The 13093-nt window shown below is 69.5% G+C and carries 10 protein-coding genes and 1 pseudogene; 6 read left to right on the top strand and 5 right to left on the bottom strand.

Annotated features, from left to right (window positions below; genetic code table 11):
* Positions 1–9 precede the first annotated feature (9 nt).
* Complete coding sequence (locus tag ACLJTM_RS19660; protein ID WP_411105301.1) at positions 10–1968, bottom strand: amino acid transporter; 1959 nt, start codon at positions 1966–1968, stop codon at positions 10–12.
* Between the two features lie 1056 nt (positions 1969–3024).
* Between ACLJTM_RS19660 and ACLJTM_RS19655 the strand changes: the two genes are divergently transcribed.
* The gene (locus tag ACLJTM_RS19655) at positions 3025–3432 is read left to right on the top strand and encodes an ester cyclase (protein ID WP_411104958.1); all 408 of its coding nucleotides are present in this window, start codon (positions 3025–3027) and stop codon (positions 3430–3432) included.
* A 185-nt stretch (positions 3433–3617) separates the two neighbouring features.
* Positions 3618–4032, top strand: a pseudogene (locus tag ACLJTM_RS19650) (CBS domain-containing protein).
* A gap of 118 nt (positions 4033–4150) precedes the next feature.
* Here ACLJTM_RS19650 and ACLJTM_RS19645 read toward each other — a convergent pair.
* The 3 genes from ACLJTM_RS19645 to ACLJTM_RS19635 form a co-directional block, all read right to left on the bottom strand.
* Entirely contained in the window at positions 4151–4564 is a 414-nt protein-coding gene (locus ACLJTM_RS19645) for a hypothetical protein (RefSeq protein WP_411104957.1), read from the bottom strand.
* A gap of 203 nt (positions 4565–4767) precedes the next feature.
* On the bottom strand, positions 4768–5262 hold the full coding sequence (locus ACLJTM_RS19640; RefSeq protein ID WP_411104956.1) for a hypothetical protein: 495 nt from the start codon (positions 5260–5262) through the stop codon (positions 4768–4770).
* Between the two features lie 201 nt (positions 5263–5463).
* Complete coding sequence (locus ACLJTM_RS19635) at positions 5464–6807, bottom strand: polysaccharide lyase family 1 protein (RefSeq protein ID WP_411104955.1); 1344 nt, start codon at positions 6805–6807, stop codon at positions 5464–5466.
* Between the two features lie 401 nt (positions 6808–7208).
* Here ACLJTM_RS19635 and ACLJTM_RS19630 point away from each other — a divergent pair, with 401 nt between their 5' ends.
* The 3 genes from ACLJTM_RS19630 to ACLJTM_RS19620 all read left to right on the top strand — a co-directional run bounded on the left by ACLJTM_RS19630 (position 7209) and on the right by ACLJTM_RS19620 (position 10938).
* Positions 7209–7775 carry a SigE family RNA polymerase sigma factor gene (locus ACLJTM_RS19630; protein ID WP_411104954.1) on the top strand — a complete coding sequence of 189 codons (567 nt, stop codon included), beginning with the start codon at positions 7209–7211 and terminating at the stop codon, positions 7773–7775.
* Entirely contained in the window at positions 7772–8653 is an 882-nt protein-coding gene (locus tag ACLJTM_RS19625) for a hypothetical protein (RefSeq protein ID WP_411104953.1), read from the top strand. Before ACLJTM_RS19630 ends, ACLJTM_RS19625 begins: the two co-directional genes overlap by 4 nt.
* 224 nt (positions 8654–8877) lie before the next feature.
* Positions 8878–10938 (top strand): pectinesterase family protein, encoded by a 2061-nt coding sequence (locus ACLJTM_RS19620; RefSeq protein ID WP_411104952.1) that lies wholly within the window; start codon positions 8878–8880, stop codon positions 10936–10938.
* Between the two features lie 280 nt (positions 10939–11218).
* Here the strand turns inward: ACLJTM_RS19620 and ACLJTM_RS19615 are convergent, their stop codons facing one another.
* Positions 11219–11839 (bottom strand): response regulator, encoded by a 621-nt coding sequence (locus ACLJTM_RS19615; RefSeq protein WP_411105300.1) that lies wholly within the window; start codon positions 11837–11839, stop codon positions 11219–11221.
* Positions 11840–12115: 276 nt separating this feature from the next.
* Here ACLJTM_RS19615 and ACLJTM_RS19610 point away from each other — a divergent pair, with 276 nt between their 5' ends.
* Positions 12116–13054 (top strand): ABC transporter ATP-binding protein, encoded by a 939-nt coding sequence (locus ACLJTM_RS19610; protein WP_411104951.1) that lies wholly within the window; start codon positions 12116–12118, stop codon positions 13052–13054.
* Positions 13055–13093: the final 39 nt, after the last annotated feature.

Below are 13093 nucleotides of genomic sequence, written 5' to 3'. Positions count from 1 at the left end.
GGTGGCATGTCAGCCGCCGACGTGGATGCCGGGGCGGCGCTCGGGGTCGGGTTCGTGACTGCGGATGATCTCGCGGGTGACCGGGGCGGTGTCGCCGCGGCCGAGGAGGAAGTAGCGGACCATGTGGACCAGCGGGCTGCCCTCGGCCCAGGCGAAGTAGCAGTGCGGCTGGACCTTGGTGGCGTTGCGCAGCGCGAGGAGGATGGCGGCGATGGCATTCGGTGCTGCCGGGGCGTCGGCGCGCAGGATGCGGTAGCCGTCGACTTCGACGCCGTGGACGGTGAGGGTGTCGCTGAAGTCGGAGGGGTCGACGACGTCGATCTCCAGGAACAGCACGTCGGCTTGGCCGGGTACCGGGTTGATGCCGCGCTGTTCGCGTTCCTTGCCGCTGTATTCGTCGAGGTCACCGGCTTGGCGGCGGTTGGCGATGATGTTGATGGCGCCGTCGTGGGCGAGGGTGTCGTCGATGAACCGGCGCGCGGCCTCGTCGAAGACGATGCGGTCGGCGCGCAGTTCCGTGGTGCGCGAGACGCGGGAGACCAGGGAGACGGCGATGATCCCGGCGATGAAGAAGGCGGAGATGAGGATGCCGTCGGGCTTGTCGATGATGTTGGCGACCAGGGCGTAGGTCAGGACCGCGGTGAGCAGGGCGAAGCCGACGGTGGGGACGCGGCGGCGGTGGCGGGCGACGGAGACGGTGACGGCGAAGGCGCCGGAGACCATCATGGCCAGAATGCCGGTGGCGTAGGCGCCGGCCTGTTCGTCGACGTCGGCGTTGAAGGCGATCGTGATGAGGATGCACAGGGCGGTGTAGACGATCACGACGGGCCGGACGGCGCGTCCCCATTCGGGGGCCATGCCGTAGTCGGGCAGGTAGCGGGGGACGATGTTGACGAGGCCGGCCATGGCGGAAGCGCCGGCGAACCAGAGGATGAGGATGGTGGAGACGTCGTAGACGGTGCCGAACGCTTCCCCGACCTGCTCGTGCGCCAGGTAGGCGAGCGCGCGGCCGTTCGCCGCTCCTCCCGGTTCGAACTCCTTGTGCGGGATGAGGAGGGTGGTGACGAAGCTGGCGGAGAGCAGGTAGACGCTCATGACGAGGGCTGCGGTGGTCAGCAGGCGGCGGGCGTTGCGGATCCGGGAGCGCAGTTGCTGCTCGGGGTCTTCTCCCTTGGCGGCGATGAGGGGCATCATGCTCACCCCGGTCTCGAAGCCTGACAGGCCCAGGACCAGGAGGGGGAAGGCCAGCAGCGCCGGGCCCATGAGATCGCCGAAGCCGCCTCCGCCCGCGGCGAGGGCGTCCGTCCACGCCGACCAGGCGCCGGGGGTGGTGAAGACGTGGACCAGGCCGAAGCCGATGACGACGGCGTTCAGGGCGAGGAAGACGGCGACCAGCGGGATGGCCACGCTGACGGCTTCACTGAACCCGAGCAGGAAGACCCCGCCCAGGACCAGGAGCAGTGCCACCGTCAGGGCGACCTCGTGGCCGTGGAGGACCGCGGGGAAGAAGGGGTTCTCGACCACGTGCACGGAGGCGTCCGCTGTCGACAGGGTGATGGTGATGATCCACGAGGTGGCGACGAAACCGAGGAGGACCAGCACGAACAGCTTGCCCCACCAGAACGGCAGCAGGTCCTCCAGCATCGCCACCGAACCGGCTCCGTGCGGGCTCTCCTTCGCCACCCGCCGGTACATCGGCAGCATTCCCAGCAGCGTCAGCGCCACGATGATCAGCGTCGCCAGAGGAGAGACCGCGCCGGCGGCCAGGGCGGCGATCGCGGGCACGTAGGCCAGGCTGGAGAAGTAGTCGACGCCGGTCAGGCACATCACCTTCCACCACGCGTGCGGCTCGGTGTGCGCCTCACCCGCGGCCGGCCCCACCGGCTGCACCCGGTGCCGCAGCATCCACTGCGCCACCTTGCCCGTGGGCTGAGTCCGCAACGCGGGACTGTCCACCACCTCCGGCATCACCGGCTCACTCGATTCCTTCATATCCCCCATCAACCCTTCCGGCCGGCCTGCCGGCGCACCTGCACCACGGTTACCGCCGCATGGACACGTGGCGATCACCGAGTATGGGGCTGCACCTGCCCCCATCTGCCCCGCTCATCACCCGCCCTCCCCGGGGCTGCCGGGTCCTGATCGCCCACGCTCACCGCGCGAAACTGGGTACGGGCCCTGCCCTGCCAGGCCCCAGGGCCCGCACCCGGAACGGACGAGCACGCCGACCACGGATTCCCCAGGCGAAACCTTGACGACTTCCTAACGCGTGGGCGGGCGGAAGCCCCGCGAAAGAACGCTGCGGGCGGGGGCTGCGGGCCGTACGGGTGGGCTCGGCGGGTGCCGGGTCGTGGTCCCGACACGGGTGGCAGGCAAACATACGTACGTAGCCGTACGGGCATGAGCCGTCGGTCTGAGCAGCCGTCCATCCCCACGAGGCCGTGTTACCGCCGGGGCACCCGCGTCCGCTGTCCGGCCGTGCTGTTTGTCTGGGTGGCCACCCGAGCCAGACGGTGTTCAGGACGGTCAGGCGGTGCCGGGGCCTGCTCACCCGGTAGGTGAGGGACGGCTGCGTACCGTACGTCCTTGCAGCCAGCGGTCAAGCGCCCACCCCCAGGCTCGGTCCACGGCGTGAGGGCCGGGAAGGCAAGTCCCGTCTCGGCCCCCACCGGCCGCCGGGTAGGCGCGCCGTGACGCGACTGGCTGCCGCCGTGGTCCGGAAACGGCAGGGCCTTTCGGCCCGCTGTGTCGGGCCCTTCGCGGCAGGCGTGGTGTGCGCCGGCTGGGTAGTGTCGTGGGTGCGACAGGAGATCGCCGCCGGATGGCGGTGGATCCTGCTGTACGCCCCCCTTGTGTGCGGGGCGGCAAGAGAAAGTAGTACCAGCGTCGGCATGCCCGCCCAGGCAGCCCCCTGTGACGCGTGGGCAAACCCAGTCGAGAAATCCTGGGTTCCCGGTGCTATGGATCTTCTGTCGTCGACGTCGAGGTTTCCGGGAGCCCCCCTTTCGGAAACGGAAACCCTTCATGTCTGACATCGAGCGCAACAAGCACATCGAGCGCAACAAGCAGATCGTCGTCGACTACTACCGGACGGCGTTCGGCGGCAACCCGCAGAAGGCCATCGCCGATCACTTCGGCCCCGTCTACGTCCAGCACAACCCCGACGCCCAAGACGGCCCCGAGGCGTTCACCGGCTTCGTGACCTGGCTGCGCGGCGAGTACCCGAACCTGCGCCTGGACATCAAGCGGGTCATCGCCGAAGGCGACATGGTCGTCACCCACTCCCACCTCGACCTCGAACCCGGCAACCCCGACAACCCCGGGCGTGCGCTGGCGGACTTCTTCCGCCTGGAGAACGGCAAGGTCGTCGAGCACTGGGACGTCATCCAGGACGTCCCCACCCGGGCAGCCAACGACAACGGCATGTTCTGAGGCCGTCGTCAGCCGCTCGCACCCGCGGCGGCGGACCCGCCCGCCGCCGCCGCGGTGCGCCGCCGGCAGCCGGGCGTCGGCCACCCCCACGGGCGGCGCTCGACCGCATGCGGGAGCAGCGTTGAGGGCAGGTGCCCCACGACAGAACCCTTCCGTCATCACGCTCTGGAGGAGGACTGCTCGTCATGCCCACTGCACGCGAGATCATGACTCCCGACGCAACCTGCATCGGAGCCCAGGACACGGTTTTGGCAGCGGCGGAGAAGATGGCCGCCATGGGGGGTCGGGTCCCTGCCCATCTGTGGCACGGACAACAAGCTCAAGGGAATGCTGACCGACCGCGACATCGTCGTGAAGGTTCTGGCCGCCGGCAAGAACCCCGCGTCCTGCCTGGCAGGCGATCTTGCCCAAGGCGAAGCCGTCACCATCGGCGCGGACGACGACGCCGGCGAGATACTGCGGACCATGACCGAGCACAAAGTCCGTCGCCTACCCGTCATAGACGGCCACACCCTCGTCGGAATCGTCGCGCAGGCCGACGTGGCCCGCGCCCTGCCGGACCCCCAGGTCGGCGACCTTCTCCAAGCCCTGTCCGTCTGACGCCCTCACCGCTCTGGGGAGAGCCTCTCCCGACCGCGGCATTCCACCCCGAGTTCCGCCCCATGGCGCAAGGCCGCGTCAAGGATGCCCGCCTGCGACGGGCCTTCGGCAACAACCTTCAGGAGCGTCCTGCCGAGGGTTCCGCCGCAGGCGACTGCTCGGGGTTCTGCCCGACCCGGGTGAACCGGTCCTTGAACGAGCAGACTTGGTCCGGGTCCATGGAGACGCAGAGGGTCGAGCCGTCCCTGATGACGCTCAGCGTGATGGTGCACGACCCCTGGGGGATGTCGTTGAAGGTGACCCCGACGATCTGGCCTGACTGCGCCTTCTCGTCCATGCCGACCAGTCCCCCGGGCTTGCCCTTGTCCACGTAGAAGGCCCAGTTCCCCCGGCCCGCGCCGCTGGGGCAGCCGCTGACGAGGGAGGGGTCGAAGCGGAGCCCCCGCGACTCCAAGGTGCGGTCTGCTTTGAAGGTCAGGCTGGCGCCGGTTTTTGTGGCCCATTTGCCCGTGACGGTGCCGAAATCTGCCACTGCTCGCGGTTCCTCTGAGCCTGCGCACGCAGACAGCAGTAAGACGGTTGCCAGGGTGAACAGCCGACGACAACGCATTACATCTCCATATTTTCGCAGGGAGGTGGGGCGAAGGTACCATCCGCCCCACCCCGACTAGCGGTCAGCCTAGTTGACGGAGCATCCGCAGACATTCAAACAATGGTTTCCACTCGCGCGGAATCTTAGCGTGGCGAATTCCAGTCACTCAGGTTCTTGACCGAGAATTGATTCCGCACGGCATCCTTCTCCTTGTCAACACTGCCTATCTGGGCCTTTGCGGAATACGAACCCAGGTATGCGTCAGCCATGTTCACATGCCCGAGCTTACCGTTGGTCGGAACGCTGGAGAAATCGTTGTAGATTCCACGAGGTGTATGGAATTTCCGCCAAGGGCATCCCGGGGCAGGACCCGAATCGTCGTAGGTGAATTCATACGGCTCCTTGGCGAACGTCGCCTCCATTCCACTCTCCAAAGCCTGCGCGAGCAGCACTGCGCGGGCATTTCCGATCGTCTTGTCGCCCGCCAGCACCTTCGTGAACGCATCGCCGCCCTTGAACTTCTGGACCGGGCTCAGGGGGTAGCCGCCGCCCCAGAGCCAGCCCAGGAACAGGGCGCGCGATGTCTCCCAGTCGTTGTACGGTCCCACCTCGTCGATGATTTCGAACGTCTCGACCACCGGGGCGAAGGGAACGGGGACGAAGGCGAAACGCCATTCATGGTCAGAGGTCTGTAGACATGGCCGGGGGCGATCGAGTAGTCCCTGTGGCGCGGCAGTTGGGGCGGGGGCGGTCGGGCAGTCGATTTCCGCGCACTGGCCGGACGGGTGCGCGAGGGCCGGGGTTGGGCGTGGTCTCCCGGCCCTCGCGTGTCTCGGGTGCTACTTGAGCACGCCCGCCCCCGTCGTCGTCGCCAGCGACGTCGGAAGGTTGCTCGCCGAGGGCTCCAGGCCCGTGGTGAGGGTCGGTGTCCAGTTGACCGTGGTCTTCAGGTCCTTGGACGAGGCGGCGTTGTAGGCGGCCACGAGGTCGGTCACCGTGCCGTTGACGAGATTGCCGGAGCCCTTGACCGAGCCGGTGCCGTCACCGCTGAGGAGTTTGGCGGCCTTCGCGCCGGACGGCAGCTTCCAGTGGTTGTTCTCCGCGACGACCTGGGCCTTGGCGCGCGAGTTGATGCTGTACTGCGGCGTGTACCCGTTGAGGGGCGTGACGTCGTAGTAGTTGTTGTAGATGTGGATCTGGCCGATGCGGGCCAGCGGGGCGCGCTGCATGATGCCCTTCCACACGTTGTGGTGGATGGAGACGCGCAGCTTGCCGACGCTGTCGGTGTCGCTGCTGCCGATCAGCATCGTCTTGTCGTGGTTGGTGAACTGGTTGCGCGAGACGGTCACCAGGTCGGATCCCTTGGTGATGTCGAGGGCGCCGTCGTGGATCTGGTACTCGCGGCCGAAGTGCTTCGGGTTGGCACCGTCGAAGTGCGGCGCGTCGGTGAAGGTGTTGTGGTCCGCCCACACGTGGGTGGCACCGCGCAGGGACACCGAGTCGTAGTTGGAGTTCCAGTTGCCGTCGTCGCCGTCGGTCGGGTCCCACTGCGGGAAGCAGTCCTCGGTGGCGGCGAAGGTCAGGTTGCGGACGATGACGTTGTCCACGTTCTGGATCTGCAGCATGGATCCGGTGAGGCCCGCGTTCGTGCCGGGGACGCCCACGATCGTCGTGTTGGCGGGGACCTTGAAGACCACGTTCTTGCCCTGCTTGGCCTGGGCGGCGGCGCGTGCCGTCTCCTGGGTGCCGGAGGGCAGCTTGGAGCGGCCGTAGGTGGCCGGGTCGTAGGCCTTGAGGTAGGCCGGCAGTGAGTAGCCGGTCCCGAGGGCGTAGTCGGCGCAGGTCAGCTTCTTTCCGCTGTCGTCGGTGTTGGCGTCGATCATGCCGTTGACCTTGATGAGGCGGGGTGTGCTGTCGGAGGCCGAGCCCAGCGCCTTCACGAGCTGTGCACGGGTGGAGACGGTGAAGGTGTGGGCGGCGTCGGCCTTGGTGCCGCCGGTGGTCCCCGTACCGGAGGACGCCCAGCCGTCCTTGGCGGTGAGCGCCTCGTGGTACAGGTCGGCGGTCCCGGCGTTGGCGTTCATCACGACAGCGCCAGAGCCGACGCATGCGGCCACGACGGCCGCGCAGAGTACGGCGCCACGACGGGAGCGGAGGGACCGGCGGTGGGAGCGAGCAGCCATGGGGCTTCCTTACGGGGGAGGAGCGGGATACGGGGCTAGCGGGGCTAACGGGGATGCCCGGGTTACCGGGGTTACCGGGGTTACGCCTTGTTAGTGGCCGCCGACCGCTGAAAGGTTGCCGCGTGCGGGGAGCCGTGTGCAGGCCACGTCGGGCGGGCGGTGGAGGTGGGACCTCTGCGCGCCGGCCGAGACCGGCAGTGCCTGCGCGTGCCATCGGGGCGCTCGGGTGCCGTCGGGGCCATCGGATGCCATCGGGTGCCGTCGGGCAACGGACGTGGCAGAGCAAGCGCTTACTCACTGCTACTCTTGCGGATCTCGTTCGGACATTCACATGTCGCACACCTGACAGGCACAGGCGCCCGGTTCCGGGGCCCCGAGGTCGCTGCGAGGAGACATCGCCCGTGGCCACAATCGTCGATGACGCCGCCTCCGCGGAGTTCCATGCCTTCTTCGAGCGGCACCACGCCGAATTGGCCCGGCTCGCGCACCTGTTGACCGGCGAGGCGGATGCCGCCGACGACCTGGCCGCGGATGCGCTGCTCGCGCTGTGGCACCGCTGGGACCGGGTACGGGCAAGCGGGCAGCCGGTGGCGTACGCACGGGGCGTGGTCGCCAATATGGCCCGGTCGCGGATACGCAGCGCGGTGCGCGAGCGGCGGCGGGTCGCGCTGTTCTGGGCGCACCGGGAGGAGAGGACGGAGAATCCGGACGTGGCCGGGGTGGTCGACGTTCGAGGGGCGTTGCGCAGGCTGCCGTTCCGGAAGCGGGCGTGTGTCGTACTGCGCCATGCCTTCGACCTGTCCGAGAAGGACACCGCGCTGGCCCTGGGCGTGTCGGTCGGTACGGTGAAGAGCCAGACCTCGAAGGGGATGGCCGAGCTGCAGCGGCTGCTCGGCACGCAGGACGCTCCGCGTAAGGTGCATGCGGCGATGGCGCGTACCGGGACGGCCGGAGGAAGGGACCGATGACCATGCGGGGGGACGTGGACGACGAGTTGCGCGCCCGGCTGCACGAGGCGGCCGGGGCGCACCGGCCCGACCGCGCGCGGATCCTGGCACGGCTCGAACGCGGCATGGCGCAGGAGGACCTGCCGCGTTTGCGTGCGGCCCGCCCTCCGCGGTTCGGCTGGTTGCGCACGGTGGGCGTCACCGCGGCGGTCGCCGGCATCCTGGCCGCAGGCGGCTACGGCGTGGCCGCCCTGGTGGACGACATGCCTCCGCAGGGGACGGTCGCGGTCCCGCCGGTGCCCTCCCCCGCCCCCACCCCCACGTCCACGCCCGCCCCCTCGACGGACGCGACGCGCCGGGCTCCCTCGCCGGTGGGCCCGACGCCCGTGGATCCGGCGCCCGCGGAGCCGACACCGAGCGCCTCCCGCGAGCCCCGCGAGCCCCGTGACCCGAGCGCCTCCCCGCCGCGTACGCCCGATGCCGGTGCGCCCACCGCCGGTGAGCAGGACGGGCCGCTGTGGTCGGACGGCTCCGTGGACCCGCACAGCAACGACTTCTGGGCACAGAGCAACGTCACCCTCAAGACACGCGAGGAACTGACCGCCCTCACCGTCGAGTTGCGGATCGCCCAGACCGGCCAGGTCACCTCCACCGGCGCGTGGCGGTCGCTGCCGGAGGCCGACTTCACGCTGACGATCGCCGAGAAGGACGGTTACCTCGTCCATACCTGGGTGCTCAAGCAGGGCCGTACGGTCCCGGCCGGCCAGTGGGTGTTCGCCGGGCAGTACAACCACGCCGGCGGCGGCCGGGACGCCCGGGGCGACCGCTACGCGGCCACCGCCCGGACGCGGGGCGAACAGCTCGCCGTATCGGGCGACTTCGCCCGGCACGACGGCTGAGTACGACGGAAAAGCGGAGCCGGGACGGGGCACGCCGGAGCTGGGCAGGCCGGAGCTGGGCACGGTCTTCGAAGCGGTCTTTCGGTGCGGGCGGGCACCCGGCGACCGTCGGGCGGCACGGGCACAACGGGCGGCGTAGGTGCCGGACACGCGGCAACCTTTCCCCCCGCGGCGGCAACTGACAGGTGTACGCCCCACCACCATCCCCCCAAGGACAGTGAGCAATGGACACCACGCAGCCCAAGGCACGGCACCGCAGGCGCAGACTCGGCCTGACCGTCGGCATCCCGTTGGCCACCGCCGCCGCAGTGGGCATGTCGTACGGCGGAGCCTTCGGAGTGTTCGGCGAGGACGCCCGGCCGGAGGCCGCGGCCGCCACGACGGGCCAGGCTTGGGCCCGTGAGGTCGCGGACGGCTTCGCCTCGGTCAACGCGCTGGGACAGAACGGCACCTACGGCGGCCGGGACGGCGCGATCGTCACCGTGAAGACCCTGGCCGACCTGGAGAAGTACGCGACCGCCCCGAAGCCGTACGTCATCGTCGTGGCGGGCACGATCACCATGAACCCCAAGGGCAAGGAGATCGCGGTCGCCTCGGACAAGACCATCGTCGGCGCGGGCACCTCGGGACACATCGTCGGCGGAGGGTTCTTCCTCGGCCAGGGCGTCCACAACGTGATCATCAGGAACCTGACGATCCGTGACTCCTACGCCGGCACGTGGAACGACAAGGACCACGACTGGGACGCCATCCAGATGGACGGCGCCCACCACGTGTGGATCGACCACAACAACCTGCGGAACATGGCCGACGGACTGATCGACAGCCGCAAGGACACCACCTACGTGACGGTGTCCTGGAACCAGCTGAAGAACGAGAACAAGGCCTTCGGCATCGGCTGGACCGACCACATCACCGCCGACCTCACGATCCACCACAACTGGTTCCACGAGACCGAGCAGCGCAACCCGTCGACGGACAACGTGGCGCACGCCCACCTCTACAACAACTTCCTGCAGGACGACCCGGACTCGTCCATCACCTCCTCCTACGGCAACTACGCGCGCGGCGGAACGAAGATGGTGCTGGAGAACAGCTACTTCGAGGGGATGAACAACCCGGTCATCAAGGACGGCACGGCCGCTCTCGTGCAGCGCGGCAACGTCTTCGTGGACACCACCGGCCGCAACGAGAGCGGTGGCACGGCCTTCGACCCCACGACCTACTACCGCTACACGCTCGACGCGGCCGCCGACGTCCCCTCGAAGGTGAAGTCCGGCGCCGGCCCCCGCTCTGCCATCGGCAGGACGGCGACGACCCCCTCCGCTGCGGCCGCGACCACCCTGACCGTGGCCAAGGACGGATCCGGCACGTACAAGACGGTCCAGGCCGCGGTGGACGCCGTACCCGTCGGCAATACCTCCCGCGTGGTCATCTCGGTCAAGCCGGGCACGTACCGCGAGACGGTGGACGTCCCCGCGAACAAGCCGCACCTCACCATCCAGGGCGCGGGCGCGAGCCGCAAGGACACGGTGATCGTGTACGGCAACGCGGCCGGTACGCGGAAGCCGGACGGTTCGGGCACGTACGGCACGCCGGGCAGCGCCACGGTCGCCGTCCGGTCGGATGACTCCCAGCTCCGCAACCTCAGCGTCTCCAACGACTTCGACGAGGCCGCGAACCAGTCCCTGAACGGCCACCAGGCAGTCGCCCTGCTCACGGCTGCGGACAAGATCGTGCTGGACGGCGTCATCGTCACCGGTGACCAGGACACCCTGGAGATGGAAACCGCGGCGCCGGACAAGCCCGGCCGCGTCTACGTCACCAACTCCTACGTCGTCGGCAACGTCGACTTCATCTTCGGCCGGGCCACCGCGGTGATCGACCAGTCGGTCATCACCCTGAAGAAGCGCTGGAACGGCACCTCGGCCGGCTACATCACCGCCCCGAGCACCCCGGCGGGCCGCAACGGCATCCTCATCAACCGCTCCACCGTCAACGGCGATGTGGCCGCGTCCTCCTTCCACCTCGGCCGGAACTGGCATCCCGGTGGCGACAAGACGACCGACCCCCAGGCCACCGTCCGCAACTCCCACCTCAGCGCCGCGATCAAGGGCACTCCCTGGACCGACATGGGCGGCTTCGCCTGGAAGGACGACCGCTTCGCCGAGTACATGAACACCGGCCCGGGCGCCGGCCCGAAGAGCACCGAACGACCCCACCTGACCGACGCCCAGGCCGCATCCCACGAGGTCTCCCACTGGCTGGGCGGCTGGACCCCGTAGGCCTGCGGGAGCAGGGGTCCGGGAGCCACGCAGCCCCCGGACCCCCGGCTCCCCCGGACCCCCGGACCCCCCGGACCCCCGGACCCCCGGCTCCCCCGGACCCCCGGACCCCCGGATCGGCGCGCTCGAATCCGTCGGCCCCGAATCCGTCGGCCCCGGATGCGTGGGCGCCGAATCCGTCGGCCCCGGATGCGTGGGCCCCGAATCCGTCGGCCCCGGATGCGCGGGCGCCGGATGAGCGGGCGCCGGTCTTCTTGACCCGTCCGGGGAGGCAGCCGGGTCAGTCGAGGCGCGGCGGTGTCAGGCCCGCCTCGTGGGCGGCGATGGCCGCCTCCACTCGGTTGCGGGCGCCCAGTTTCGTCAGGACGGCGCTGACGTGTGCCTTCACGGTGCCCTCGACGAGGTGCAGCCGGGTCGCGATCTCCGCGTTGGACAGCCCTGTGGCGAGGCCGGCCAGGACGTCGTGCTCCCGTTGCGTGAGCCGGTCCAGGGACCGGTGGGGGTGCGCCGTGCGGTGGGCGCGCATACCGGCGATGACCCGGCCGGCAACGCGGGGGGAGAGGTAGGCGCCGCCGGCGCCGACCGCCCGTACGCCGTTGAGGAGTTCTCTGGGGTCGTCCGCCTTCAGCAGGAAGCCGTCGGCGCCTTCCTCGAGTGCTCGGGTGATGTGTGCGTCCTGGCCGAAGGTCGTCAGCATGATCACACCGACGGGTGTCGGATCTTGGCGAAGCCGGGCTACTGCCGTCAGCCCGTCGAGGCCTGGCATCTGGATGTCCAGCAGGACCACGTCCGGCCGGTGTCGGCGGGTGAGTGCGAGGGCCTCGTTGCCATCGCCTGCCTCGGCGACCACGTCGATGTGCGGGTCCCGGGCCAGGATGGCGCGTACGCCCGCCCGGACCATTGCCTCGTCGTCGGCCACCAGGACGCGTACAGGCCGATTGTTCGGTGTCGTCTCTTCCACGCGAGGAGCCTACGGCCGGCCCTCGGCCACACCGGTGGTGAGCTCGGGCTCCCATTCAGGGGCGGGCCACTCCCCCGACGAAGGGCAGGATGCTCCTTCCTTTCGGCCCATGGGTATCGGCAACCGGTACTCGTAGCGTCGTCCCTGCCCGTACGGGAATCGCAGCACACCCGCGTTCCGTACGCGAGCCTTCCGACCGACAGCGAAGGAATTTTCGTGATCAGCGTCCGAGGACTGACCAAACGCTACGGCGACACGCTGGCCGTGGACGATCTGACGGTCGACATCCAAGCCGGCCGGGTGACGGGCTTCCTCGGCCCGAACGGGGCCGGGAAGTCCACCACGATGCGCATGATCCTGGGGCTCGACCACCCCACGCGCGGCCGGGCCCTGATTGCCGGCCGGCCCTATGCGGACCTGCGCCGACCGCTGCGGGCGGTCGGGGCGATGCTGGACGCCCGGGCTGTCCACCCTGCCCGCTCCGGTCGCGCGCACCTGGTCGCCCAGGCCCGGGCCAACGCCATCCCGGTGCGCCGGGTGGATGCGGTACTGGAGGCGGTGGGACTGGCCGGGGCGGCCCGCAGGCCCGCCGGAACGTACTCGCTGGGCATGAGCGGGCGGCTGGGAGTGGCGGGCGCGCTCCTTGGCGACCCGCCCGTGCTGATCCTGGACGAACCGGTGAACGGCCTCGACCCCGATGGTGTGCAGTGGATCCGCCGACTCGTGCGGGACCAGGCGGCCCAGGGGCGCACCGTGTTCCTCTCCAGCCATCTGATGAGCGAGATGCAGGTGACGGCTGATCACCTCGTCGTGATCGGGCGGGGGCGCCTGTTGAGCGACTCTTCCCTTGCGGAGTTCCTGGCCGCCGCGTCGCCTGCCTCGGCACGGGCCTCGGTACCGGACCCGGACGGGCGCTCCACGCTGGTCGGTTGTCTGACGGCAGTCGACGGCGTGAGCGTGGAGACGTCCGCGTCGGGTGAACTTGCCGTGGGCGGCATGAGCGCGGCCGAGGTCGGTGACCTCGCCCACCACTGCGGGGTGCGGCTGCACGCGCTGGGTGACGTGAGGGTTTCGCTGGAGCAGGCGTACATGAACATGACCGCGCGGAGCGTCGAGTACGCATCCGGCTCCACTGACGCGGGGGAACGGCAGTGAGCGCCCGGACGTCATCCGGGAATCAGACGAATGCCCGGC

The organism is Streptomyces sp. cmx-4-9 (assembly GCF_046548835.1).
Classification (GTDB): Bacteria; Actinomycetota; Actinomycetes; order Streptomycetales; family Streptomycetaceae; genus Streptomyces.
Note: the sequence above shows the minus strand (reverse complement) of the source record. Positions and strands in the feature narration are given on the sequence as shown.

Bases quoted from the DNA above. Each gene is read 5' to 3' on its own strand.
- ACLJTM_RS19660 (WP_411105301.1), bottom strand. From the start codon at position 1,968: ATGCCGGAGGTGGTGGACAGTCCCGCGTTGCGGACTCAGCCCACGGGC.
- ACLJTM_RS19655 (WP_411104958.1), top strand. From the start codon at position 3,025: ATGTCTGACATCGAGCGCAACAAGCACATCGAGCGCAACAAGCAGATC.
- ACLJTM_RS19635 (WP_411104955.1), bottom strand. From the start codon at position 6,807: ATGGCTGCTCGCTCCCACCGCCGGTCCCTCCGCTCCCGTCGTGGCGCC.
- ACLJTM_RS19625 (WP_411104953.1), top strand. From the start codon at position 7,772: ATGACCATGCGGGGGGACGTGGACGACGAGTTGCGCGCCCGGCTGCAC.
- ACLJTM_RS19620 (WP_411104952.1), top strand. From the start codon at position 8,878: ATGGACACCACGCAGCCCAAGGCACGGCACCGCAGGCGCAGACTCGGC.
- ACLJTM_RS19615 (WP_411105300.1), bottom strand. From the start codon at position 11,839: ATGGTCCGGGCGGGCGTACGCGCCATCCTGGCCCGGGACCCGCACATC.